Genomic DNA, 24,568 nt, shown 5'->3' with positions numbered 1-24,568 from the left:
TAAGCTTCCAGTTCCAAGTACGGTGACAAAGCCTCCGCTGCGTGGTCAAAGTGTTCCTCCGATTGCTGTTGTCACCATATTGTCAGATTATTTCGTAAGCTGAACTCCACTCCTTTCCTTGAAAAAGCACATGCCACCCATCACCAGAACTGAAACTGCGAGACATAGGCTCCACGGCAGCAGCGGCATGCCTTTGGCTTGCCCCAAATCATAGAACCAGCCGCCAAGACTCGTACTGAGTGCTCCGCCAAGTGCCATCGAATACCCGTTAAAACCATAATAGGAGGCAATGAGCCGGGGTGGAGCAAACATTTGCACCACATCCAGCATCAGGGGAGCAGAGATCATCGTGCCAAGCGCAAATAACACAGAGGCTATACAGAGCATCAGCAGTCCCTTCGATAAGCCAAACAGCATAAGTCCGATTCCCATTAGCAAAGCGCCCAAGCCAATCAAAATAAATCGATTAGCATAGCGCTCAAAATAACGGGTTACTGCCAATTGAAAGCATATAACGGCCCCTGAAACCGTACCATAGACATAAGCGACACTGGAGGGATCTCCAGTCACAGATACCGCAAGCCTCGGAATGGTGAGGAATAGCTGCATATATAAGTAAAAATAGCCGATCAAAATAATCGTATAGCCTACAAACGGCGCATCCCTGAGAATACTGCCGATATCCTTGCGAAAATGACTTTTTGTGATTTCAATGTCCAAAGGGGGCAGTACCACATAAATATATACAGCAAGGAACATAAATACCGAACCTGCAAAAATACCAAGATAATGAAAATCAACTGAAAGCAGCATGCTGCCCATTAACGTAGAAGCGATGATGCCGATATTAACAATCATATTTTTCAGCGAAAAAAGCTGCTTTCGATGAGCCTCAGGCGCTAATCTGGCGAATGCAGCCTGGATCGCAGGCTCAAAGAGGGCTCCGCCCAAGCCCGCAACTATAGCGGCGGCAAAAAAATGCCACGGGTACAGACTAACCGCAAAACCCATAAATCCAATGGATCGCACAGCCAGACCCAAAACCATCGTTTGCTTGCAGCCCCACCGATCAGCCATCAGTCCTCCCATAAAGGTCATGCCCTGCTGGGAAAACTGGCGCACGCCGAGCATTACGCCTGTTAGTGCCATCGACCACATCAAGCTGCCTGTCAGATATAGCGTCAAATAGGGTATAAGTGCATAAAAACCCATGTTCATCATAAAAATCGTCACATACAATACCTTAATATTCCGTGGAGCAATCGCCCATATTTGAAACAAGGTCATACCCTGACCATTCCTTTCCCATACCCTGTTCAGAATGGCAAAACCGTCTGTTATCCATATGCTAGCAATCTTTCAGACATTGAACAACTATGATCTGAGTTTTTATTTTAATAAACGACAATTTTCTCCAAATCTATTATAATGGTGATATAAGGCTTAAGAAAGAAGATGATTTCATGCAACCTAAGATTATTACCATTATTATGCTAACGCTTTTGCTCGTACTAACCAGCTGTGGACACCCTGTCGATCCCGCTCCAGCCGCTGTGGGTCCTGCACCCAGCGTGGAAAACCAACCTATCGAAGCACCAACACCTGTCTCCGCAACTGCGCCGACACCCACACCAGCACCTGTTGTCATGGGTCCAGCTCTAACCGTAAGTCCGGCCTACAACATCAAGGAGCATGTGACATATTCGGGTGCCCGCAGCAACCAAAAGAAGTTAGTAGCCCTAACTTTTGACGATGGACCTGATTCAAAGTATACGGATCAAATTCTCAATCTATTAAAAAAACAAAATATAACAGCAACCTTCTTCGTCATAGGAGAGCATGCTGCTGCACACAAAGACGTCATGAAGCGAATCATTAGCGCTGGGCATGAGATTGGCAATCATTCATGGAGTCATTCAGATCTGACCAAGCTCGATGAGCAGCAATTGGAAGCGGAAATTGACAAAACCGATGAAGTCATCCAAAGCTTAACGAACCAACCTACCACACTGCTTCGTCCTCCCTATGGAGCTGTATCGCAGCAGGTGATCGAATACGCGGAAAAATCGCACAAAATCGTCAACTGGTCGGTGGATTCCAGAGATTGGGAGGGTATTTCCACGGATCGGATCCTGCAAAATATAAAAAAAGAAGTAAGACCCGGTGCCATTATATTGCAGCATTCGGCTGGCGGTAAAAATGGCAATCTGTCCAACACGGTTCAGGCGCTGCCGCTAATCATTGCTTATTTAAAAGAACACGGCTATCAATTCGTGACCGTCTCTAACCTGATTTCACAAAATGTGCCTAACCAATAACTAAGGAATCCAGGTGACTTGATGAAAGCTGAATACAAGGTTCTGCGGAATAATATTCATAATAATCTGTGGAACGGAATTGCCTGGTCAATCGGATTCAATTGCGTGACTCCTTTCATTGCTGTGCTGGCTGCCCGTTTAGGTGCCACGAACAATGATTATGCCTTGCTTTCATCCATTCCTGCCTTGTTTACCATTTTGCTTGTTATACCAGCTTCCATTATTATCGGGCGCTTTCACAAACAAAAGCGGATCATTGCCAGTATGATCATGATCTGCCGTTTGTTTTATTTTTTGTTAATATTCGTCCCCTACATGGGTGTGTCCTCCATCACGGCATTGATTCTATTGGTTAGCCTCTACAATGCTACCAATTCGGTCATTGCCGTAGCATGGCAATCGATGATGGGCGAGATTATTCCCGCCAGCTACCGCAACCGGGTATTTGCACAACGTAACATGTGGACGGGATTGTGCGGATGCCTGGTTGCTTTTATTGCAGGCTGGGGCATCGACAGTCTTACTTATCCTTTTGGCTACCAGGTTGCCTTCTCCGTTGGCTTCGTATTTGCTTTCATTGAAACGTGGTATTTCATGAGACTTCGCATACCGAGTGAAGAAATCATTCCCCACAATCAAATTATTGAACAGATCATCCCGGATAAACAAAGCCTTCAGTCCAATAGCTGGATCGATCGGTATAAGCTGAATCAGGGAAGAACCTACTATTTGTTCTGTGGAAGCGCGATCGTATATATATTTGCCTGGCAGGCGGCTTGGCCGATTTACGCCAAAATCAAAGCGGATACGCTGCTCGCCACCAATACAATGATCAGCATTGACGTCATTGCAGGGGCACTCGGCGCCCTGTTGGGTTATCGCTTATTTGCCCGTTATGCCGATCGCAGAGGTACGGCCTGGACCGTATTCGTCTCTGCATTGGTGCTTGGACTTACCCCTTACTTCTGGCTGCACGCTCCCAATATGAATTGGGTCTATCTGTATGATTTTATAGGCGGGATTGCAACAGCCGGCTTTCAGCAATCGGTCTTTAATCGGCTGCTGGAAATTGTCCCCGAGCAGGGCCGACAAAGAGGCATCGCGATTTATACGACGTTATCGCAGATTTCAGCTATATTTGCTCCAATTGTTGGTATGAAGCTGTTTACTGTGGTTAATTATGACGCGAGTATGACCTTAATAGGCACCTTCCGTGTGCTTGGCTCCTTATGCTTTCTACTGATCGTCACACCAAGGCTTATGCGCTGGGCAGGTGCCGGCCGAGCAAAAAGTGTGGAATGAGCAAGCCGCTATAGGTATCTAAAGAAAGGACCCCTCCGTCTTTATGACGAATGGGTCTGTTTTTTTACCATTTATTTACATCAATAGATTTTGCGGATAAGCTTCCACCCCTCTGCAGGTGGTTGAACAACATATTTGGACAGCTTGCCCTCATTGTTTTCTATCGCTAATAGAATCCCGTCAGCTACGGGCAGCACATGATGGATTTCGCCATCCGGTACAAGCTCGTTGGCAAGAGTAGCTAATGCGGGAATCATCGCTTCATCAAGCCATGTTCTTTCTTGATACCATCTGGGAGGCGGCATTGGTGCCGGGTACCCCTTAACAGGAGCCTCAAGTTCAATTGCCAGGCTGTGCGGATCGCGAGAAAGCTTACGACCAGCACCTATCGCTGACACGAACCTTAAATAAAGCTCAATCGTATTGAGGATCTCCTCATAATTCATCGTACCGTTAGCATAACGAATTTCCACAGTCCCGATATCAAACCAAGCTGCTGTATTGATTCCGCAGCGATGAGATTGTGGACGTCCCCGATGACGAACCGCCCTTGGACCCGGATTTACAACAAACTCACTTCGCATCTCCGAAGTAAGCGGAGGGCAATACAGCAGCCGATGCTCGCTGGTACTCACTATTTCTTGAATAGCCTGCTGATACAGCAGCGCTGCGTCGATTAGCGGCAGCACAATGTCTTGTCCCCATGGCTCCAGACCAATATGAACATGAAAACCACAGCTCCAATTTACTGTAGCACCTTGCTCCTGCAGCCGGTTCAACATGACTCGTATTTGGTCCCTATCCTCCCACAGGATCGGTGGCGGTTTAAGCTCGCTGCCTGACTCTGATCCTGTCTCGTCTATCTGAAGTTCATCCAACGACATAACCCAATCAGGTAAAAGCTCCAAGTCTTCTGGATTACCACCTACAAACTCAATCTCAATGCCAAATTTCAGGGCTTTCCAATCCACAGCTTTTGGCCACATCGCTGTCATCCTCTCCTTATCTTATATTGAACAGGTTTCAATAATAAATAGAAGAAGAGGTGGACCACGAGATTAACGGGGGATTTTTTTTCTTGGCATCGTTATTCCTCCTGCCTTTTAATCGTATCGATTCATTTCATCTTCTGCGATACTTTGCAAGTCAAAGGCTGTAATTGTATAAAGTGTATACGTATTGGTTTTTGCCGCCTGGTTTAATGCCTGTTCCCTCATATATTTGGGCGAGCCTTCGGTTTCTTCATCATACAGTATTATCATACCATCGGAATTACGCAGCAAAAACCTGTTTTTTTCCTTAAACTGCCACGGCCCCTCGTACTTCGTTTTCGTTACACTGTTAACATAATCGGCGTGCTGCAGCACATGATTATAAATTTCTTTTTTGTCATCACTCCACTTTTCCTCTTGCTCCAGAAATGGGGTTATTACTGCCAACTGCAGATTGGGATGCTGCTGCTTGAGCTCAATCACCGCTTCAGCGGCCCACACCTCGACGCCCCATTGACCACTAACGATGACCCATTCCAGACCTTCGTCCATTAAAGCCGTCACTTGTTTGGCGATCGCTTTCTTGATAATGGCAATTCCCGGATGCTTCTGCGAAAAGATACCCAGCTCCGTTGCCTTGTACCCTGTTATGAGCACCCTTTTCATGGCTTCCACACTTCCTTATCTAAGAGTCTTCTCCACAAAACTCAAACCACATTTTGCCGGTCAGACTCCTATTAACACCTTAGCATAAAGAAGGTAACAATGAAAAGACTCTACGGCCTGGGGGGAATCGGAATTCCCAAATCTGCTGCGCCGAGCTCGGAGGTTATCAAATCCGGTACATACTGTTTGAGCAGCTCGAGGCCCATATAAGCCCGCCGAACACGCTCCCGGCATAAATTAATGTTAATCTGCTCCAGATGCTGTCCGCTCGGATACACATCCGGATGATTACGCAGACCAAACTTGATATAGACCGGAGACAACACACGAATGAATTCCGGTATCTCATAATGACGAATAAACCCACCCAAGCCGTCCGGTGCTTCCACGTAGAGATCCAGCGGGATATCGACAGCCGGACGGATTGAGGCCAGCTTGGGCAGTGTCAATGCTGTAGGTAAATTGTACGTATCTGCACCTATATCCTCCATCAGCTTGATCGAAACCGGATTCGCCGCCATCATTTGCACCGATACCTTGACGACAAAATTCGCTGCGATTAATCCCTGCTTTTTCATTTCTTTGGTCAGCAGCAGCAAGCCCTCATCTGCGACCAACGCACCACGTACTCCCAAACGGTTAGCCCGCTGTAAATCCTCCATAGCATAAACAAGCTGATCTATACCCTCATGGCGCAGTGCAACGACCTTACCCGCAGGTGTTAGCGGCAGCGCGCTAATATCCCAGGTTCCGCGCGGTCCGACGAATAAGCTGAGCTCAACGCCGCGTGCTGCACAGAGCTCGACCATTTCGGAAATTTCCGCATCTGTAAGCAGCATAATGCCGCTCCCTTGAGATACGCGATGAATCACAATCCCGTAACGGTCCGCTTCCTCAAAGACGGCCTTTAACGCCTCCGGTCCTTCAACACTTGGAATTTCCACCCGATACTGCGCACCGTCTGGAAACCTTTTTGATGAATTCGGAAGGTCGTAAGCCTCCCGCTCCAGAAAGCCTAATGATTTTAATAGCGCTCTCGATTTATCCATGTGATCACATTCCCTTCCTTTGCTGATAATTACCTGAAGGCTGCTTACTGGTACTGCATCTCTTACAGCTTACTGCTGGGCGGCCACTTCATGTCCGCATCCAGCGCCACCCCCATTGGAACAACCCCACGTGAGGCATCTGTACAATCCCGCAGACGGTTAGATGCCGCTACCATCCGCTGACGGTGGCGTAATCGTTCCAGTCTTGCCATACCCAATTCCTTACGCTGCACATGAAGCTCTCCTTGAAAAAGCGCTACTTCCCCAGTAATGAAGGCTTCAGAATCAAGCAAATCAATTCTTTTGCTGCGAAACTGCAGATGGAGCAGATCTCCCTCCTGCATATACAGCAGCCCCCCCTCATGATAAGCCTCCGGAGTCACATGCCCGACCGCAGCTCCAAAGGTTACACCCGAATATCGTCCATCGCTGATTAAAGTAGTCAGGCGTCTCAGCTTGCGGTCTGCATTAATATGCTGCATCGGCGTCATCATTTCCGGCATTCCAAATGCCTCAGGCCCTTGTCCGGATATAATGACAGCCAGTCTTAGCCATTCCTGCTGAATCATATGATCAAACAGCTCATCATAATCCATATCCTTCAGCTGATCCAGGGGAACCGCTGCGTTATGATAGGCCATTTGCCGCATATGCTCCAGACGGAATAACCTGCTCATTTTCAATCCATCCAGCAGGTTCACATCCAGCAGATGATGATTAGCCTCCTCTTCATTTTCGTAATACAGCACGAATGCAATTCTTTGATCAAATAAATCCAGCTGCTTGGTCGGCATACCGCTAATCTTCACGACTGCATTGTTAAAAAAGTTGCTGCTCAGCACATCGACACCGCTAAAGCTTCTTCTTGGTGTGCTCAAAATAATCCGATTTTCCTTGACGCCATCCGCACTTAGATTGGTTGTGTCTGACAGCCGCTGCCGCCATGTTTGGCCCGTTACTGTAGGTGCATCCAAATCCATGGGGACTCCATTGCGTGACAGCTCATAGATCAAGGTTTCCATGCCTCGGATTTGCCCTGAGCAGCACTGCTGCGCCAAGGTATAGATGTCCCTGCCCTCCGTCAGGCTGTAATCGAACAAATCGGGAATGGGATGGGAATTCACAATTGCCTCCAGATCACTCAAGCGAAAATCGTATCCAGCATAAATCATCGCACCGACAATATGCATCATCAGGTTCGTCGAGCCGCCTCCGGCGCTGTGCAGCTTGATCGTATTGCCAATATTCGCTCGTACCAATTCACTCACACTGCATTCCGGCCGCTGGATAATGGAAAATAATTGCTCAATCGCTTTGTCGACCTGTACCTGGGTAGGCGGCTCAATCAGCAGCTCCAGAACAGGGCTTACGATGCCGAAGCCTGCGGTGATATCCCGCGAGCTGTTGCCTGTACCATGAAACGCACAAATCCCGCCTGCGGAATCACAGGTATTAACGGCCAGTCTTTTTTCAAAATCAAGGTGCTGCTCTTCCGTCATAAGCCCGCGCTCCACGGCACGTTGGAACACGCCCTGAAAGGATGTATTGGAGGAGCATTGCAAAATATAGCTGACAGCCTCGCGGATATCGGCACCTATGTCGTCAAAGCCTGCGGTGTCGGCCTGTGATGCCAGCTCTGCCAGTTCCCGCTTCAAATCGTCGGGAATCGTACCGCCCATCAACACATGGGAAGGACTAAACGTTGCAAATACATGATGCTCCCCACGGTAACGGCGAACCCGATCCAAATGCGCAAGCCCGCTTAAAATACCGAGGGGCTGCTTATCGCAGCCCTGTATCACAAAGGCACCATGATAAGAATGCGCTTCCATTTGATTGACAACGATCTCAGCTATGGCGTTGCGGCTCTGCAGCGAATACGACATGCCGATATTGTTCTGGGCCGTTCCGTCACAGAGCACCGGGGTGCTGAAATAAAAAGGCACACCGCCCTCCTGCCAAATTTTTAAAGCAGCCTTGTATACGGTCTCGTGATCCAAAATGTGCGCCGGATGGTCGGATGACCCTCCAATGATGGCGATTCTCGGTGCATTATGCTCCAGTCGATCGTATATATGCTCCAGCGTCCAATCAGGCTCACCGCCCCCATAATAACCATCAAGCCCCCGCCTGGCGCGATCCAGCAGACCCGCAACCGTTATCGGTTCATTGGCCTTTCCCTGCACATTGCCCTGATAGGAATTAACCTTGTTCTGAATTGTTATTTTCATATCGCTTCCCCGTTTCCGAATCATCTACAAACAGCTCCCTGACTCATGCATGCAGAAAGCCTGAACTCCAGACTCATTTAAGCTTATGCTATCCTTCCAGGCTTTCCTTAAGCTTCATGCTGTCCTGCTTCACATCCAGCAGGTGCGACCTCATCATGTCCTTCGCCAGCTGAACATTTCTCTGCTCAATCGCCAAGGCAATCAGCATATGAAAGTGCGCTGCTCTCTCCGCACTGCCTTTGATACGTGTAGTCTTTCTGCGGCTTTCCAACAGCAGCTCCGAGATTCCTTTCATCACACTGGCCATCACCACATTGGAGCAAGCCTCCGCAATATGATCATGAAAAGCAATGTCGGACGCAAAATAATCCTCACCTGAGGCCAGGTCTGCGATCATTTGGGCCGCGGCGTCTTTAATATTACGAATTTGCCCCGGTGAGCTTCTTTCTGCCGCAAGCGCAGCCATCTCAGGCTCCAGTACACAACGAAATTCCAACAGGGAGAAGAGGTCCCCGACAGGAAGCGAGGTCAGATCAAGAGCGCTGTCCTGCCTCCAATGATTCCGGCTGCGCACAAACATTCCCCGACCATGCTCAATCAGCAAATAACCCTTATTTTCCAATATACGCAGCGCTTCCCTAACGGTGGAAACTCCGACCTGTAATTCCTTGGCCAATGCCGCCAAAGACGGCAGCTTCTCGCCCGCTTTCCACACCTCCTGATCGATGCGATGTAACAATTCATTCAATATTCTCGTGCTCGCAAGCTCTTTCAACGTAGTCACCAACTCATATGATATGTATATAAAGTTATAATAACACTTGAATTTCAAGTTCACAATATCCAATTTAACAAAATACGGATGCTGCCTTTTAACTGTCCTGAACAATTTTCTGAAATCCAAACGCCGAAAAAGCAAAGTCTTCTATTCCACTTTTGAGCGGTATAGGAAGCTTTGCTTTGGGCAAATGATGGTCTTATATTTTAAATCCTGCAGCAGGTGTGTACATTCAGCTGAAATCGCGGTCGATCATCCTTGGACGGCCTCGGCAGACATCTTCCTGCATTGCAATAGCATTACAGTATGTGCCGGAACCGTCCATGTCCGCAGCTCCTGATCGTCCACAGCTGTCAGAACGGGCACTACATTCAGTGCTGGATGATGGTGTAGGCATCACGCCAGAGCGTCTTGAAACGCTGCTTGAACCACCTGCGGAACCAGCCACCATCCAGAGCTTCGGACTTTGCAATGTTCATGAACGTATCCGATTATATTCACAAAATGAACCATCAAGCGGTATGGTAATTACCTCCGAGTGGGGACGCTGGACACGTGTGGATATTGTTATTAAAATAACCCGACCTTCCGGTGATGAAGCAGCAGAGCTGACAGAAGGAAGCTCGGATGATCCCCGCAATGATTAACAGCTGTCATCCGTTGGTGCTTTACAGCTGTAAATTAAACAATAATCCAGCAATCCCTTAAACAGGAAAGCTGGATTATATGAATGCATACGACTGTGAAGGTATAACCTTATCCTTTGATTCCCGTCATCGTCAGTCCTTCGATAAAGTATCTTTGCCCGATCAGGAAAACCACAACAGCAGGTGCTATCAGTACCGCGGCCGCGGCCATCAGCAGACTCCATGCCGTAGTTAAATTGCCTCTGAATTGAAACAGGCCGAGTGCGACCGTAAACATTTGCTGATCACCTAGGTAAACCAATTGCCCGAGGAAATCGTTCCAAACGCCAACAAATGTAAACAGCAGCACAACTACCATCGCTGGCTTGATCAAGGGAAGAATGATTTTTAAATAAACAACAAAATAATTAGCACCGTCAATAACCGCCGATTCATCCAGCTCCTTCGGGATCGTAAGCAGAAACTGTCTGAGCAAAAATATATTAAAGGCTCCCCCACCGAAAAAAGCAGGAATAATCAATGGCCAAAATGTATTAACGAGGCCTATTCGGGACCAACCGATGTAAGTGGGGATCAGCGTGACAATGCTTGGCAGCAGGATGGTCATAATGACAATGGTAAACCAAAGGTTTTTTAACGGGAATTCCAGTCTCGCGAAGGCAAAGGCAGCTAAACCGCTGGTTAAGGTCACACCTATCAGGACGGGGATGATAATAATCAGTGTATTTTTGAAATAAAGCAGGAACGGAACACGGGTCATCGCCTCTGTATAATTTTCAAATCTAAAAACGTGCGGGAACCAGATCGGTGGAAATGCATAAATTTCCATGGTATCCATAAGGGAACTGCGAAGCAGCCAATAGATCGGCAAAAACACTAAAACGGACATTAGTATGAGAAAGACATACGTGCAAATAGCGCCTAATGTTCGAGAGTTCATCAGGATTTGCCTCCTTCGTAATGAACCCAGCCTGAAGATGATTTAAACAGCAGATAGGTTAGTAGTGAAATGATGACAAACAGAATCCAGGCCAGCGCACACGCGTACCCCATACTCTGATGCTCAAAGGCTTCGCGGTGTATAAAAAATGCGTAGAACAGCGTTGAATCCTCAGGTCCACCCTTGGTCATCGTATAGGCTTGAGTAAATGTCGTGAAGGAGTTAACCAGACCCAGAATCACATTATAAAAAATAATTGGCGTCATCAGCGGAATCGTAACCGCTCTTAGCTTGTGCCACCAATTTCCACCGTCTATTTCAACTGCCTCATGCAGATGCTGGGGTACATCCTGCAGGCCTGCGAGAAATATAACAATCACATTACCCGAGCCCCACACAGCAAGAATAATCAGCGACATTACCGAGGTTTGCGGGCTGCCTATCCACAATTGCTTCTCGATTCCAAACCAGCCCAGAATATGATTGATCACACCAAAATCCACATCATACAGCCACGTCCATAGTATACTGCTCGCCAGAACAGGAATGATCGAGGGTATAAAGAAGATGGCCCGAAACAACGACCTTCCCTTAATATTCTGATTCAAAAACAACGCAATAATAAACGCATAGATCATCGAAGCCGCGACAGCGCCTACGGAATAAATAGCTGTAGCCTTCAGGGAGTTATAGAAAAACAAATCCTGTGTAAAAATGTTCGTATAATTGGCCAGCCCGATCCACTTGGCATCGGTTAGTATGTTCCAATCCGTAAAGCTCAAATACAAACTGTACAGCATCGGACCTATGGTAAACAGGAAGATCCCAAGTATGGCAGGGAGTATACAAATGTAGCCCACCCATACCCGCTGCCTGTAAAAACTCTTGTAGCTGGCTGGCTTTGAAGTATAAGTCTTGCTTGCCGCGGTCTGGATTGCAGCTGGCTTTGACACAGACATGGAGATCCTCCTCAAGGTTGTTGGAAATGAATGCTCCAAATCGAAGCATGCTGAGACTCGCATTCATAGAGGTCTCAGCACACCTGCGATTCAGTGGCAGTCATGTATAGTTAATTCGCTTTGCCGCTCTCAAATATCGGTTTGACCTTAGGCATAATATCATTAAGAATAGCTTCCTTGGCTGTCTTCGTACCTAACCATACCGGATCCAGTCCAGGGTTCAGTACATCCGAAATTCTACCATATGTTGGGAGAAAAAACCATGGGGTCGGATAAGTGGCTTTCAGTGCATAATCAATAACAGCAGTTTTGTACTCAGGAGGATGTACAGGGTTTTGCGTCCATCTTTTGATCAATTCAGGATCGGTATACCACTGCGTTTCAGCAGGCATCCAGGTTCCATTATCAATCAAAGCCAAGTTATTGTTGGGGTCCATCAAAAATTTATAAAGCTCTACGGTTTCCTTGACATGCTTGGATGTGTTAAAAATAACAAGCGGCGTTCCTGTATTGGTCGTTGCCGGCTTCTTGAAGATCGGAAGTACACCTATACCGTTCCTCAAGCCTTTGCTAACCTGGGGTCCGATATTGGATAGCTCCCACTGACCGGACTCGACCATCGCTACCTTCTTGGTGAATAGCTTTGTCCCTACATCACCGGGCAGTGATTTAGCCTGCGCGGGATTTGGAGAGACATACTCGACCAGCGCCAGATCTGCGACTTTTTGAATGGCTTCTATCGTTTCCGGTTTGTCCAGCAGCAGCTGCTTGCCATCCTGGCTGACCTCTCCGCCGCCATTGCTGATTGCAAACGGGGTCCAGAAGAAATCTGCGCCAGTACTCATTTGTATCCCGTATTGCACAATGTTTTTCGGGTCAAAGCCGCTCTCTCCCGGGTGTTTGCCGTTTTTATCCTTCGTCAGCTTTTTGGCGGCATCCACCATCTGATCCCATGTCCAAGCCTTTTCCGTTTCGGCTGGCGGGTAAGGCACCTTGGCTTCATCGAATAAATCCTTATTGTAATGCAGCAAAACGACTTCGTTCGCCACACTATAGCCTACGACCTTGCCGTCAGGTGTCGTAAATTTATTGCTTTCCAGCTTCGGCTTCACCGAACCGTCCTTATAGTAGGGCGTTAGATCCAGCAGGACGCCGGATTCAGCCCATTTTAAAGCTTGCGCCTCCAGCAGATTCCCGAGATCCGGCAATGTCTTGGATGCAGCCATGGCGCTCAGCTTCGTGTTGTACTGGTCATAGGGAATACTTTGGTAATCCACTTTGATATTCGGGTGCGCCTTTTCAAAATTTGCGATCCCAATAGCATTGGCCGCATGCTCTTCCTTTTCGCCCCAATCGATGTACTTGATCGTGACCTGCTCACTGCCTGCTTGCTTGGTATCAGTCGTCGTTGTTCCTGCTGCCGGCGTACCTGCCGAGGTGCATCCCGCTGCCAAAGCTAATGCAAATGCCGAAATGGTTCCCATTTTTAAAAACTGCCCAATCGTTCCCATCATATATCCCTCCAGATAATATCAATTGCTTCTATTGGCTTGAAAGTCTTTCAGAGCTCCTCCTTAACCCAGACTGTCATCTCATTGCGTCCTCGGTTAGCCCAGGCAAAATAAGGAACGAACCGCGCTGTCACAGGTAGGGTTACGACTTCCGTATCGGCTTGATACAGCTGTCCTTCCCAGTCCGTATCCTGGACCCTTAGAGCCGGAACCGTAATGACCGGAACCCCTCCCAGAAGCTCCGATTCGTAGCGCACCTCTTCCACCGATTGCTTTTCCAGTATGATTTGATGTAAATTCGATCCGTTATCCACTTCTTCCATACAATAGACAATTGGTCCGCGCTGCAGCGCTACCTTTCCAAGCGTTTCGCGGACAAGTGGATGCCCTCGTACACGACTAACCTTCATGGGCAGCAGCAGCTCAACCACATCTCCCGACTGCCAATTTCGCTTCAGATGCAAATAGCCGTGATGCACCTGTTCCTCATAAGCAATGTCTGTGCCATTGATGCTTACGCTAAGCCCCTTCTCTGCTCTGCACCATTTGGGAATGCGAAGTGCCAATGTAAATTCGGTCTCCTTTCTTGTTGTAATCTCCAACCGAACAGCACCCTCCCATGGAAACCGTGAATCCTGTACCAAACTAACCTCATCCCCTCCTTCCCAGCTCATGGACACCTCACTACCTATATACAAATGCGTATAGATGATTCGGTCCTGAAGCGAATATATATAACGGCCAAGCGAGGCAAGCAATCTTGCAATATTCGGTGGACAGCAAGCACATCCGAACCAGCCTTGACGCTCCGACTTAACGTGGTGCACATTGGCATTCTTATCGCAGGCATCAGGCCACACCTCCAGCGGATTCACATAAAAGAAACGTCGGCCGTCTCTGGACATCCCGCTGATTACGGTGTTATATAGTGCCTGCTCCATCACATCGGCATACTCGCTATCCGGTTCAAATTGAAGCATTCTTTGTGCAAAAAAAATCAGGCCAATCGAAGCGCACGTCTCTGCATAAGCAGTATCACCGGGCAAATCATAATCCATCGTAAAAGCTTCACCATAAGGCGATGAACCGATCCCGCCGGTAATATACATGCGCCTGCTCACAATATTGCGCCATAAGCTTTTGCAGGCTTCAAGCAGCTCCGTGTCGCCTGTTTCAAGCGCTACGTCCACCATCCCCGAGCACATATAAACGACACGCACGGCATGACCTTCGGCAGACTTTTGCTGTCTCACCGGTAAATGAGCTTGGCTGTATGCCTTGTCATGCACCATATCCAAAGCTGGAAAATGGGTCTTGCGTCCACGGCGCGCAAATTCCATTTCATAAAAATCCGGCTCCCGCCCCCGTTCGTCGAGAAAAAACTGACTTAAGCGCAAATATTTCTTTTGTGATGTCGTATGGTACAGTTTAACGAGCGCAAGCTCAATCTCCTGATGGCCGTCATAGCCTTTTTGCTTGCCCTCTCCTTCACCAAAGACCGCATCGATACAATCCGCCAAACGACAGGCAACATCCAGGATCAACTTTTTCCCAGTCGCCTGATAGTAGGCCACAGCGGCTTCGATCATATGGCCAGCGCAGTACAATTCATGGCATTCCGCTAAATTCGTCCATTTGTTGTCTGGCTCCTTTAACGTAAAGTAGGTGTTCAAATATCCATCTGCCTGCTGGGCTTTGGCAATAATCTGAATGACCCCGTCGGCCACAGCCTCCAATTCGGGATCTGGACCGGTTTCCAGCAAATAGCTGACGGCCTCCAGCCATTTGGCCACATCGCTATCCTGAAACACCATGCCATAAAATTCTCCCTGCTTCAGACCGGCCGCGATTTTAAAATTTTGTATGGCATGGCTTGGTTCCGCTCCTTCTACCCGATCATTCAGCGCTTCCCATTGATAAGGTACGACAACATGCCGAACGAGCCGGACATACTCGGACCAGAAATCATCCTGAATGCGCAAATGGCTGAGTGGAATAGGTTTGGAGCTTAATAATTGGTTCATGATGCGCAGCTCCTTTGTTTGTTTTGAATATTTCAAGTAAGCGCTTTATTGATTATCATACATGTTATATTATGGAATTAATACAATAAATACCAACCTGTTTTTTAAAAATATCAACCTTTTGGAGGGATGCCCGTTGAACTCACCTATTCTTCATTTTATTTCTCCCCCTGTCCCTTATTTTATTGATTGCGGTAAGGACTTTTATCGGATTGGCGAACGTCATATCAGTAGAAAGCAAATTGGTGTATTCGATTTGATCGTGGTTACGAGGGGGACCTTATTTCTTGGGGAGGGAAATGATCAGTGGAGGGTTGACAAGGGGGAGGCTTGTATTTTAAGACCGGATGCCAGTCATTACGGGACTGAGCCTTGCAAGGAGGAAACCGATATTATCTGGATACACTTTCACACCTTCGGTGCCTGGGATGAATGCAGCAGCATGAGTGATTGCCTTGAAAATCAATCCAGCCTGATCCACAAGCACAAACAAACCGCCTATCTGAATCATAGCGAAGTGTGTTCAATCTTTATTCCCAAATATATGAAGCTGACTCCGAAAGCTATAGAGATTTTACAGCAATTTTTTCTGCTGGATTTGGAGCCGCGATCACTTCGAAATTGGAAAAGGCAAAATTCCTTTCAGCTTTTCATGCAGCATTTGGATCGTCAAATGGCGGCTACGACCGATGCGGCAGCTATTCATGTGGCGGAAAGAGTCGAATTGTTTATACGGCAAAATTATACACTCACGATAACCAATGCCCTGCTTCACAAGGAAATGAATTACCACCCTAATTATTTGGCAAAATGTATGCTTAAAGTTTACGGCACAACGCCGATCCATTATTTACAGCTGTATCGGATTGAGCAAGCCAAAAAGCTGCTAATACAAACCGAGTGGTCGGTTACCCGTATTGCCGAGGAGGTCGGATTTCATCACGGTTCTTATTTTTCTTCGTGTTTTTCTCAAAAGGAGGGAATTTCGCCGCTGAACTACCGCAAGAAGTTTATCAGACATGCATAGGCTTATGCTTAATTAATGACAGCAAACAGAAGCCCGATGAACTCATCCGGGCTTCTGCTTGTTATATTCGCTCAAGAAAACGGCAACTTCGTCGGCACTTGGGATAGATTCTTGAGCTCCAGCACGTGACACCGCAATAGTGTAAAGATAGCTTTTTCCTGTTTATTCATATAATGGAAGCTTGCGAATATAACATATAAAATCCATATGAATACTGCCTACAACCACGATATTCCCCATTAAAACGATCTCCTTTTTGTCCGCTTCGAGTCACTATTCCTTTGACCCCGTATTTGCGATACCATTGACAAAATAACGCTGAAGTGGCAGTAAAACAAGGACAGGTACGATTACAGCTATGATAATCCCGGCGAACATCTCGTTCCAATAGGTTGCAAACTCGGTAACAAAATCGCTTAAAGCAACCTGTATAACTTTATACTCCTTTGAGCGGGTTGCGATCAACGGCCACATGAAAGACTCCCACTGATGGATAAAGATTAACAATCCCGCGCTTACGGTAACAGGCTTGCACAACGGCAGGATGATGCCCGCATATATTTTAAACCACGAAGCCCCGTCAATTCTAGCCGATTCGATAAGAGCCTTGGGAAGATCCAGAAAAAATTGCCTGTAAAGAAAAATGACTAAACCATTAGCTAAGCCCGGAACAATGATGCCGGAGTAAGTATCAATCCACCCCAAGCTGTCTACCAAACCATACAGAGGAATTGCGATAACCTCAAAAGGTATCATAAAAGTGAGAATAACGAGGAAGAACAATAAAGCTCTGCCCTTAAATTCAAAATATACAAAAGCAAAAGCAGCCATAGAAGCGATGACCAGCCCCACCACAACATTAACAACGGAGACATAAAACGTGTTAAAGAAAATTCGACCGAAGCCTCTTTCTACAAATAAGGAGGTATATGCATCAAAAGTAATCTGAGTCGGGACAAACGTTCTCCAGGAAACAGGAGACATATAGCGAAAAATCTCATCCAGAGGTCGCAGCGAGGATACAAGTGCAAACGCCAAAGGAAGCAGAATGATTAACCCCAGAAGGATGTGTGCGAGATACAGTAAAGGAATCGAGCCTTGATTACGTTTCATGGAATCTCCTCCTCTCTAGTGCTTTGCCTTCAGAAATTTGAATTGCAAGGCAACAATACTCAAAGTTAATAACAGCAAAATAATAACAATCGCAGAAGCCCTGCCTGAATCGGAGTATAGAAAAGCACTGTTATAGCTCTCCAGCATCAGGACATTCGTGCTGTGCTCCGGTCCTCCCTGGGTAAGAATGTACATCGGGGAAAATAACAAGAAATTGGATACCGTTACGGATACCGCAACAAAGGTGATGGAACGTTTCATCATCGGAAAAGTGACCTGTTTAAACTGCTGCCAGCGGGATGCTCCATCCATGGATGACGCCTCGTATAACGACACGGGAACCTCCTGCAAACCGGCCAGAAAAAAGATAGCCCAATACCCGATGCCTTTCCAGGTCGCTATGCCGATAATGGAAGCAAGAGCTTGCTTAGCGCCAGTCAGAAAAGGCTGCTGCTCCATTCCCAGACCAACCAGCATGGAATTGACAACTCCTTGTTCAGGACTCAGCATGATGTTCCACAGGATACAAGCGGTCGAAACCGAAACGGCAACAGGAACAAAATGAATCCCTCTAAACAGCGCGATATGCTTGAGTTTGGCATTAAGCAGCAGGGCCAGCATAAAAGCAAGAATGACCTGAATCGGATTAACGAATACATTGAAGAGCAGGGTAATTTTCAAAGAACTCCAAAAAACCGGATCTGTAAAAAGAAAGCTGTAGTTTTGCAAGCCGATGAACGCTTTGCCTGCGTTTAAAAAAGACGGTGCATAAAAGCTGTCCTCCAAACCCTTGAATACCGGATACAGCTTGAACATCAACAAGCCGACAATGGCTGGAAATAAAAATATATAAGGGGTTATTCTCCCTGCGTTAATACCAATCACCTTCAATCCTCCAGATTTCTAACAACCCAAAAAGAAAGGGATGAGGAAATGGGCTCCCCATCCCAGCGCGGTAGTTACTTCACCACGGATTGATATTTCTTTAATTGACTGTCTATTAAAGTTGCGGCATCATCCAATGCTTTCTTCGGATCCGTTCCATTTTTGATATCCTCGAATGCCTTGTTCACGTTGTTTTCCCACTCCAGATAACCTGGCGTTTTCGGGCGCACAACTGCTGTTTCGCGTGCTTCGCCTGCAGCTAATTTCATAATGCTATTCGGGAAGTCCTTATATTTGGGATCTTTATCGACTTGATCCAGCAACTCCAGGCTGGCTGGCAGCGCACCATTTTCATTGAACCAGATTTGTGAGCCTTTTCCTAACGTCAAATACTTGATAAACTTGGCTGCTGCTTCTTTTTTAGTTGAATATTTGGAAATACCCACATGCCAGCTACCGGTAGGAGTCGCAACTTTACCTCCTGCAAAATACGGATGAGGAGCTATCCCGAAATCCATACCTGCGTCTTTAATCCGGGGCATATTTTGGGTTGAAGCCAAGAACATCGCCACTTTACCGGAAATAAAGTAATCCAATGCTTCCTCACGTTTGATTTTCGGACTAATCTTCTCTTTATTGAACAGGTCCGAGTAGAACTGAAAAGCGCTCACCATTTCCGGCGAATTCGTGTAATCCTTGGCTATCAGACCGTTGTCACTCAGCACCTTCGCATTTTTGCTTTGTCCAAGAGATATAAGCTGATAAGCTTTGCCAACCTGGTCGAAGCTGAAGCCAAACTGATCATTTTGATTATCGCCGTTCGTATCCTTGGATAGTTTCCTGCCGATTTCCAGTACGTTCTCCCAAGTCATTCTGTATGTCAATTGATCGGATGGAAACGAAACGCCTGCTTTCTGGAATAACTCCTTGTTGTAAAACAGGACGACACTGGAGGTGTTCATCGGCGCTGCCATTAATTGTCCCTGATAAGACCCTGCATCTGTTGCCGAGGGTATCCATTTTTGCTTAGCATCAGCGCCAAGCAGAGCATCAAGCGGCTCCAAATATCCTTTTAACGAATAGCCCATTGTCAGTGGGACATCGACAGAGATCACATCCAGATCCTGAGCTTTGGAAGCAAGCTTGATTTCAATCGTTTCGGTCAGTTTGGTCGAAGGACTGAGCTGTAGATTAACTTTGATATTAGGATTTTCCTTTTCAAACTCTTCGATAACCTTTTTGATAGGCTTTTCCCAGATCGAGTTAGCCAAGTACGATATTTCAGTCGTTCCTGAAGAATTATCTGCTTGTTTGGCGGGTTGAGAACCTTTGTCAGGAGCACTGGAGCATCCTGCAGCTAGCAGCAGAGCAAGAGAGCACAAGATACTGGTTTGTATTTTTTTCAGAGTAAATCCCCCTTATCTAAATGAATGTGTGTCAGCAAAACACTCTTTCTTTTAACAGCTTCAGAAAGGAGTCGCGGTCCACTTCAAGGCAAACCTCAACATTCCCCTCTTCATTCGGCTCCCCAACCGTAATTCCCGTCGGGTGTCTATGATCGTAATCAACCTGGATGCTCATCCTTCTGGTTGTTACCAATTGGCGATTTACCAGCATCGCAACAGCCAAGGGATCATGCATAAAGGTAAAATCTCTTTTCCGGTAATCCATATAGCCTTCGATTTGTTTGGTCAACGTAACCGCCAGCGGGGTTCCCGAGGCTGCCAAATCGTCTTTGTCCTGTCTCGTTATGGACACCTGTCTCGTAACATCAAGCCCTACCATAAGGATCGGAGCTCCGCTCGAAAATACCAGTGATGCCGCTTCGGGATCACATTTTACATTATGTTCAATTGCAGGGAGCTCAATAGCGCTGCTGCCCAATCGTACGACCCCGCCCATCATGATGATTTCCTTGACATTCTTGACAAGGCGTGGCTCACGTATAATGGCTGCAGCAATATTCGTCAGAGGCCCGATGGTCACTAAATTAATCTCTCCCGGATTATTCATAACCGTTTCGATGATATAATCAACAGCGTGTTTGCCATCCTTCATGCTCTGATCTTCAATATCCAGCCCTTCGCCCTCAATCCCTGCCCAGAACACTTCACGGTTGTGCAGTAGGGTTTGTACAATTCCGGGATAAACGTCGACCTCGATGTCGCCGCACAACGCCATAATTTTTTTGGCAATCTTCGCACGGATATGTACGTTACCGTATACCGTTGTCACGCCTTCAAGCTGAATTTCCGGTGATCTAAGTGCAAGCGATAATGCGACGGCATCATCTGAGTCTGTTCCAATATCTGTGTCAAGTATCATGCGATTCATTGCTGTGTCCCCCTAATTATTGTGTAAGTTATTAGCGATTCATAACTAAAGTATAGATGGAATAGGGGGAGACGAATACGGATGATATTTTAAGATCATAGATGACAATCTAAAGATAATGTTATTCCCGGCCAGACATGGCACGATACTCCTGCGGCGATACTTCATAATAGCTTTTAAACAATTTTGTGAAATAGGGGGTATATTGATAACCGAGCTGGGCGGAAATTTCATAGATTTTGGCCTTTGTATTTCTTAACAAGTAGGCAGCCCTCTCCATGCGGTACCGGTATATATATTCACTCAGGTTTTCACCCGTTTCTTGCTTGTACGTTACCGACAAGTAGGCTGGATGCAAATGCACATGCTCGCTAATCGCCTGCAGGGTTACATCCTCGGATAAATAACGTTCAATATATTGATGAATTTGCAAAACATAGGAGCCCCTCGTTACCTTACTGCCGTCGGTAATGCGTTCATGAATTCGTTCGAGAACCAACATAGCCCACCCATGAAGCTGCTTCACCGTACGAAATGTGGTGACGTGATTCCCTGTCATATACTGCTCCTCTATCACATCCGCTATTTGCAGTCCGTTCATATGAATCACATAGGTGTAAGCGTTCGTTAAAGCAAAATATACTTCCGCTACATACTCCGCGGTGTCCATACCATTGCTGCTTAACTCTTCGATAATATAATTTAATCTCTCCTGCGCATCCTGCCACCGAGCCGTTTCAATCAACTGTAAAAACGTTGGAGGCTCATGCAAGCGCTGTAGAGGGCGCAATGGTGTTTGTGGGGGTTGATCCCATAAGCGAAGAAAGAGCTCCTGCTCGCTGCCGGGCAGCCTTCTGAACAGCTGCAGAGATTTTTGATATAACTCCGCGGGACATAAAGGGAAAGCTTCGAAGTCGCTGACAACTACCGAGATTTTCCCTTGCAAATATATCGTTATATAATGCTGCAATTGCGGGATTAACTGCTCGATAGCCTTTTTTCCTGGAACGTCCGACACATCACTATTTTTCATTTTGATTAAGAAAGCCAGGTAATGACTGTCATCCTTGCATGCCCAGACTTCAAAATGCTCTTGCAGTACTTCCTCAGTAACATTAACGACGGCATATTCAAACAAAGAAATGCTGCGCTCGTCATATTCCAGAAAACGATTTTCAATTCTTAGCAGCATGACGGCCACCCGATCCCCTGTGAAGAAGGGAATATTTAACCGTTCCATTTCTTCTATCAATTTCTCTGGGGCCAAACCCTTCCCTTTGAGTAAATCGAGCAGCAGCGACGCCTGTAAGTGCACCAAATGAGATCGTAGTGTTTCGTGAGCCTTTTGATTTGATACTGTAGCTTTCCTTCTTTGCTGTAAAGCCTCCGCCGTTTGAAGAATCGTTTGCAGCAGCTCGTCCTTCTTCACAGGCTTGAGCAGGTACGCCGCTGTATTGGTTTTTAACGCCTGCTGTGCATATTCGAACTCGGCATAACCCGATAAGAGTATACACTCGATATCCATTTGTTTTTGTTTGATATATTGGCAAAGCTCAAGTCCTGACATCCCTGGCATGCGAATGTCCGTGATCACAATATCAATGGGAAATTGTTCAATAAATTGCACGGCCTCCGATCCAGATGCAGCCGTATACACTTGTTCAAAGTTCATGGTTTGGGTAATAAAAACTTCCAAATCCTCCAAAATAACTGGTTCATCATCAACCAGAAGCAATCGAATCATGTTGGTAACCCTCTCTCCAATAAATAGTTACAGTTAATCCTGTCAAGCTTGGTGCAGCTCTCACGTCCAATCCGGAACCTTCCCCGTACCAATATTTCAACCGTTGATGCACATTCCAAAGCCCATATCCGATGGTTTCATCCATAGGCTGATCAAGCTGTTCCTTTAGCTGCTGCAGCCTATCCACAGAAAGGCCAACACCGTTATCTTCAATCGTTAAATAAACATTTTCCCCTACCCTCTCTCCGCTTATAACAATGGTTCCTCCGCCCAACTTCGGCTCCAGACCATGAACAATGGCATTTTCCACAATAGGTTGGATGAGGAGCCTTGGCATACGTATATCCATCATTTCTTCGGGAACGTTAATTTCGTATTGAATCCGCTGCAGCCTTAGCAAATGAATTTCCAAATAATTTTTTACTAATTTCAGCTCGTCCCGTAAACATGTATCGGGGTCATCAAGCCGGGTGATATAACGATAATAATCACTCAGGTTATAAGCCATCGCGATAACGGACTCTTTGCGGCCAAGACTTGCAGAACTAATGATGAAGTTTAGACAGTTGTATAGAAAATGAGGATTAATTTGCGCCTGAAGCTGCCTCAACGTAGCCAATCGAGATCGGTTCTTTTCTTCATATACATTTTCAATCAAGTGCTGAATTTGCCCAGCCATATCATTAAATCGAACAACCACAAAATCAAATTCATTATAAAACCATTGATTCAGTCTCACACTGAAATCGCCATTTTGGAATTTTTTCAATACACCGGTAAGTGCGTGCAGGGGAGCCTGAACATGTTTGTACAACAGGAAGGAAGCCAGTATTCCTACCGCCAGCAATAACATAATAAAGCCATAGAAGAAGTTTCGAATCTTGGTAATGGGAGATAAAATTTGCTCTAGCGGTGTGTAATCGACAATATAATACCCAAGCGCTTGTGAATAGACGTAGTTGACCAGATAGGTTTTTTTACCGACTTCAGTAACAAAATCCCCCTTATCCTCCAATAGGTTTTTAAAAAGGTGATCCACTACCGTATTTGTAGTTTGTTTATCCGAGGTTCGGTTGTAGCTGATATGATGTTGCCTGTCAACCATGAACGGATCGCCCTTGCTGCCCGCCTTCAACTGATCCAGCAGAGAAGTCATATTTTGCTCATAAAACGCCACTTCCACAATAACCACACTTTGATCCAGTGTTCCATTTTCATTTATCGGTCCGCCAGCATAGTATATGAAGGATGACATATCCGGACGGAAGGGATCTGACCTGTAGCTCCAACCGGAATTTCTTACATTTGTATCCAGTTTCTGCTCGTCATAAGGAACTTGACGCAACGTGGTAGACAGCGTTTTGTGAACGGATGGAAAATACAGTGTAATATCGTTGTACCAGCTGTTGGCAGAGCTTTGAAGAGTCAGCTTCTCCTGAACGGTCGATTCAATCTGATTGAAAAGCTGTTGTTCACCAGCCAACATAATTCTTTCCATGCCCAGGACCGTTGTATCTCTCGTAAGTGTGATCGCATTCATAGCTAAGCTTAGGGCTATCGAATCTAATTGTTTGCGGAAAAACTCCAGCTGATTGCTTTTTTCCTTTTGCAGCAGTCCCTCCACCACCTGAACGCTAACCTGATTCGATAGGCCGTAAAGAAGTAAGATCGGTATGAGAAATATAAAGATGACAGCATTGATTTTTGAAAAAATATTTTTTTTGATTATCATTGGAGTCCCCTTTGCACAGTTGTTGTCCTTCCATCCTCACCCTGTTCTGTTCTCGCAACACGTGGCAATTATAATATATTTATAGATCATTCTACCATTATAAATTATTAGTTTAATCGTTATTCCAAAAAACATATTGAAAAAATGGAAATTTGTGTAAATCGACACCACGTATAATAGCCCTTGATTTTGCAAGGGTTTTGGCGATCTTCGGAATGATTATCAGTTGATGGTAATAGCGGGGCTGTTCGAGGGAAGAGCATCAGCACTTTTTGTCGTGAATAAAAGTGAAGGCTAACGCAGGATTGCGTTAGCC

20 protein-coding genes are annotated in these 24,568 nt (G+C 46.3%); 4 read left to right on the top strand and 16 right to left on the bottom strand.

All coding sequences use genetic code 11. The features are described from left to right. Window positions 1-87: 87 nt before the first annotated feature. Window positions 88-1,281 carry an MFS transporter gene (locus LRL21_RS26810; RefSeq protein WP_240418851.1) on the bottom strand — a complete coding sequence of 398 codons (1,194 nt, stop codon included), beginning with the start codon at window positions 1,279-1,281 and terminating at the stop codon, window positions 88-90. Between the two features lie 182 nt (window positions 1,282-1,463). Here LRL21_RS26810 and LRL21_RS26805 point away from each other — a divergent pair, with 182 nt between their 5' ends. Beyond that, entirely contained in the window at window positions 1,464-2,318 is an 855-nt protein-coding gene (locus tag LRL21_RS26805; RefSeq protein ID WP_240418850.1) for a polysaccharide deacetylase family protein, read from the top strand. A 21-nt stretch (window positions 2,319-2,339) separates the two neighbouring features. After that, window positions 2,340-3,620, top strand: a complete 1,281-nt coding sequence (locus LRL21_RS26800) for an MFS transporter (RefSeq protein ID WP_240418979.1) — start codon at window positions 2,340-2,342, stop codon at window positions 3,618-3,620. 80 nt (window positions 3,621-3,700) lie between these two features. Here the strand turns inward: LRL21_RS26800 and LRL21_RS26795 are convergent, their stop codons facing one another. The 5 genes from LRL21_RS26795 to LRL21_RS26775 all read right to left on the bottom strand — a co-directional run bounded on the left by LRL21_RS26795 (window position 3,701) and on the right by LRL21_RS26775 (window position 9,306). Next, window positions 3,701-4,591: an amidoligase family protein gene (locus LRL21_RS26795; RefSeq protein ID WP_240418849.1), complete on the bottom strand. Its 891-nt coding sequence runs from the start codon at window positions 4,589-4,591 to the stop codon at window positions 3,701-3,703. Between the two features lie 132 nt (window positions 4,592-4,723). Further along, complete coding sequence (locus tag LRL21_RS26790) at window positions 4,724-5,278, bottom strand: SLOG family protein (protein WP_240418848.1); 555 nt, start codon at window positions 5,276-5,278, stop codon at window positions 4,724-4,726. A 110-nt stretch (window positions 5,279-5,388) separates the two neighbouring features. Further along, a complete protein-coding gene (locus tag LRL21_RS26785; RefSeq protein WP_240418847.1) occupies window positions 5,389-6,327 on the bottom strand; it encodes a U32 family peptidase in 939 nt (312 codons plus the stop codon). A 62-nt stretch (window positions 6,328-6,389) separates the two neighbouring features. Next, entirely contained in the window at window positions 6,390-8,582 is a 2,193-nt protein-coding gene (locus LRL21_RS26780; RefSeq protein ID WP_240418846.1) for a dihydroxy-acid dehydratase domain-containing protein, read from the bottom strand. Window positions 8,583-8,646: 64 nt separating this feature from the next. Beyond that, window positions 8,647-9,306 (bottom strand): FadR/GntR family transcriptional regulator, encoded by a 660-nt coding sequence (locus LRL21_RS26775; RefSeq protein WP_240418845.1) that lies wholly within the window; start codon window positions 9,304-9,306, stop codon window positions 8,647-8,649. 254 nt (window positions 9,307-9,560) lie between these two features. Here LRL21_RS26775 and LRL21_RS26770 point away from each other — a divergent pair, with 254 nt between their 5' ends. Then, window positions 9,561-9,983: a sensor histidine kinase gene (locus LRL21_RS26770; protein WP_240418844.1), complete on the top strand. Its 423-nt coding sequence runs from the start codon at window positions 9,561-9,563 to the stop codon at window positions 9,981-9,983. Window positions 9,984-10,092: 109 nt separating this feature from the next. On the opposite strand, the gene LRL21_RS26765 is transcribed toward LRL21_RS26770, so the two are convergent. The 4 genes from LRL21_RS26765 to LRL21_RS26750 all read right to left on the bottom strand — a co-directional run bounded on the left by LRL21_RS26765 (window position 10,093) and on the right by LRL21_RS26750 (window position 15,417). Next, window positions 10,093-10,923 carry a carbohydrate ABC transporter permease gene (locus tag LRL21_RS26765; protein WP_076229002.1) on the bottom strand — a complete coding sequence of 277 codons (831 nt, stop codon included), beginning with the start codon at window positions 10,921-10,923 and terminating at the stop codon, window positions 10,093-10,095. Then, window positions 10,923-11,882, bottom strand: a complete 960-nt coding sequence (locus LRL21_RS26760; RefSeq protein WP_240418843.1) for a carbohydrate ABC transporter permease — start codon at window positions 11,880-11,882, stop codon at window positions 10,923-10,925. The genes LRL21_RS26765 and LRL21_RS26760 overlap by 1 nt, the downstream gene beginning before the upstream one ends. 110 nt (window positions 11,883-11,992) lie before the next feature. Then, complete coding sequence (locus LRL21_RS26755; protein ID WP_240418842.1) at window positions 11,993-13,396, bottom strand: ABC transporter substrate-binding protein; 1,404 nt, start codon at window positions 13,394-13,396, stop codon at window positions 11,993-11,995. 47 nt (window positions 13,397-13,443) lie between these two features. Next, window positions 13,444-15,417: a glycoside hydrolase family 127 protein gene (locus LRL21_RS26750; protein WP_240418841.1), complete on the bottom strand. Its 1,974-nt coding sequence runs from the start codon at window positions 15,415-15,417 to the stop codon at window positions 13,444-13,446. A gap of 136 nt (window positions 15,418-15,553) precedes the next feature. Here LRL21_RS26750 and LRL21_RS26745 point away from each other — a divergent pair, with 136 nt between their 5' ends. After that, entirely contained in the window at window positions 15,554-16,444 is an 891-nt protein-coding gene (locus LRL21_RS26745; RefSeq protein ID WP_240418840.1) for a helix-turn-helix transcriptional regulator, read from the top strand. A 273-nt stretch (window positions 16,445-16,717) separates the two neighbouring features. On the opposite strand, the gene LRL21_RS26740 is transcribed toward LRL21_RS26745, so the two are convergent. From LRL21_RS26740 to LRL21_RS26715, 6 genes are all read right to left on the bottom strand, one after another. Next, window positions 16,718-17,557 carry a carbohydrate ABC transporter permease gene (locus LRL21_RS26740; RefSeq protein WP_240418839.1) on the bottom strand — a complete coding sequence of 280 codons (840 nt, stop codon included), beginning with the start codon at window positions 17,555-17,557 and terminating at the stop codon, window positions 16,718-16,720. A 15-nt stretch (window positions 17,558-17,572) separates the two neighbouring features. Beyond that, complete coding sequence (locus LRL21_RS26735; protein ID WP_240418838.1) at window positions 17,573-18,442, bottom strand: carbohydrate ABC transporter permease; 870 nt, start codon at window positions 18,440-18,442, stop codon at window positions 17,573-17,575. 74 nt (window positions 18,443-18,516) lie between these two features. Continuing rightward, window positions 18,517-19,824: an extracellular solute-binding protein gene (locus LRL21_RS26730; RefSeq protein ID WP_240418837.1), complete on the bottom strand. Its 1,308-nt coding sequence runs from the start codon at window positions 19,822-19,824 to the stop codon at window positions 18,517-18,519. A 55-nt stretch (window positions 19,825-19,879) separates the two neighbouring features. Then, a complete protein-coding gene (locus tag LRL21_RS26725; RefSeq protein WP_240418836.1) occupies window positions 19,880-20,776 on the bottom strand; it encodes a nucleoside hydrolase in 897 nt (298 codons plus the stop codon). A gap of 121 nt (window positions 20,777-20,897) precedes the next feature. Next, entirely contained in the window at window positions 20,898-22,520 is a 1,623-nt protein-coding gene (locus LRL21_RS26720) for a response regulator (protein WP_240418835.1), read from the bottom strand. Beyond that, window positions 22,498-24,252, bottom strand: a complete 1,755-nt coding sequence (locus LRL21_RS26715; protein ID WP_240418834.1) for a sensor histidine kinase — start codon at window positions 24,250-24,252, stop codon at window positions 22,498-22,500. The genes LRL21_RS26720 and LRL21_RS26715 overlap by 23 nt, the downstream gene beginning before the upstream one ends. Window positions 24,253-24,568 lie beyond the last annotated feature (316 nt).

The organism is Paenibacillus periandrae, from assembly GCF_022458865.1.
Taxonomy (GTDB): Bacteria; Bacillota; Bacilli; order Paenibacillales; family NBRC-103111; genus Paenibacillus_S; species Paenibacillus_S periandrae.
This window is presented reverse-complemented; position numbering and strand designations above follow the sequence as displayed.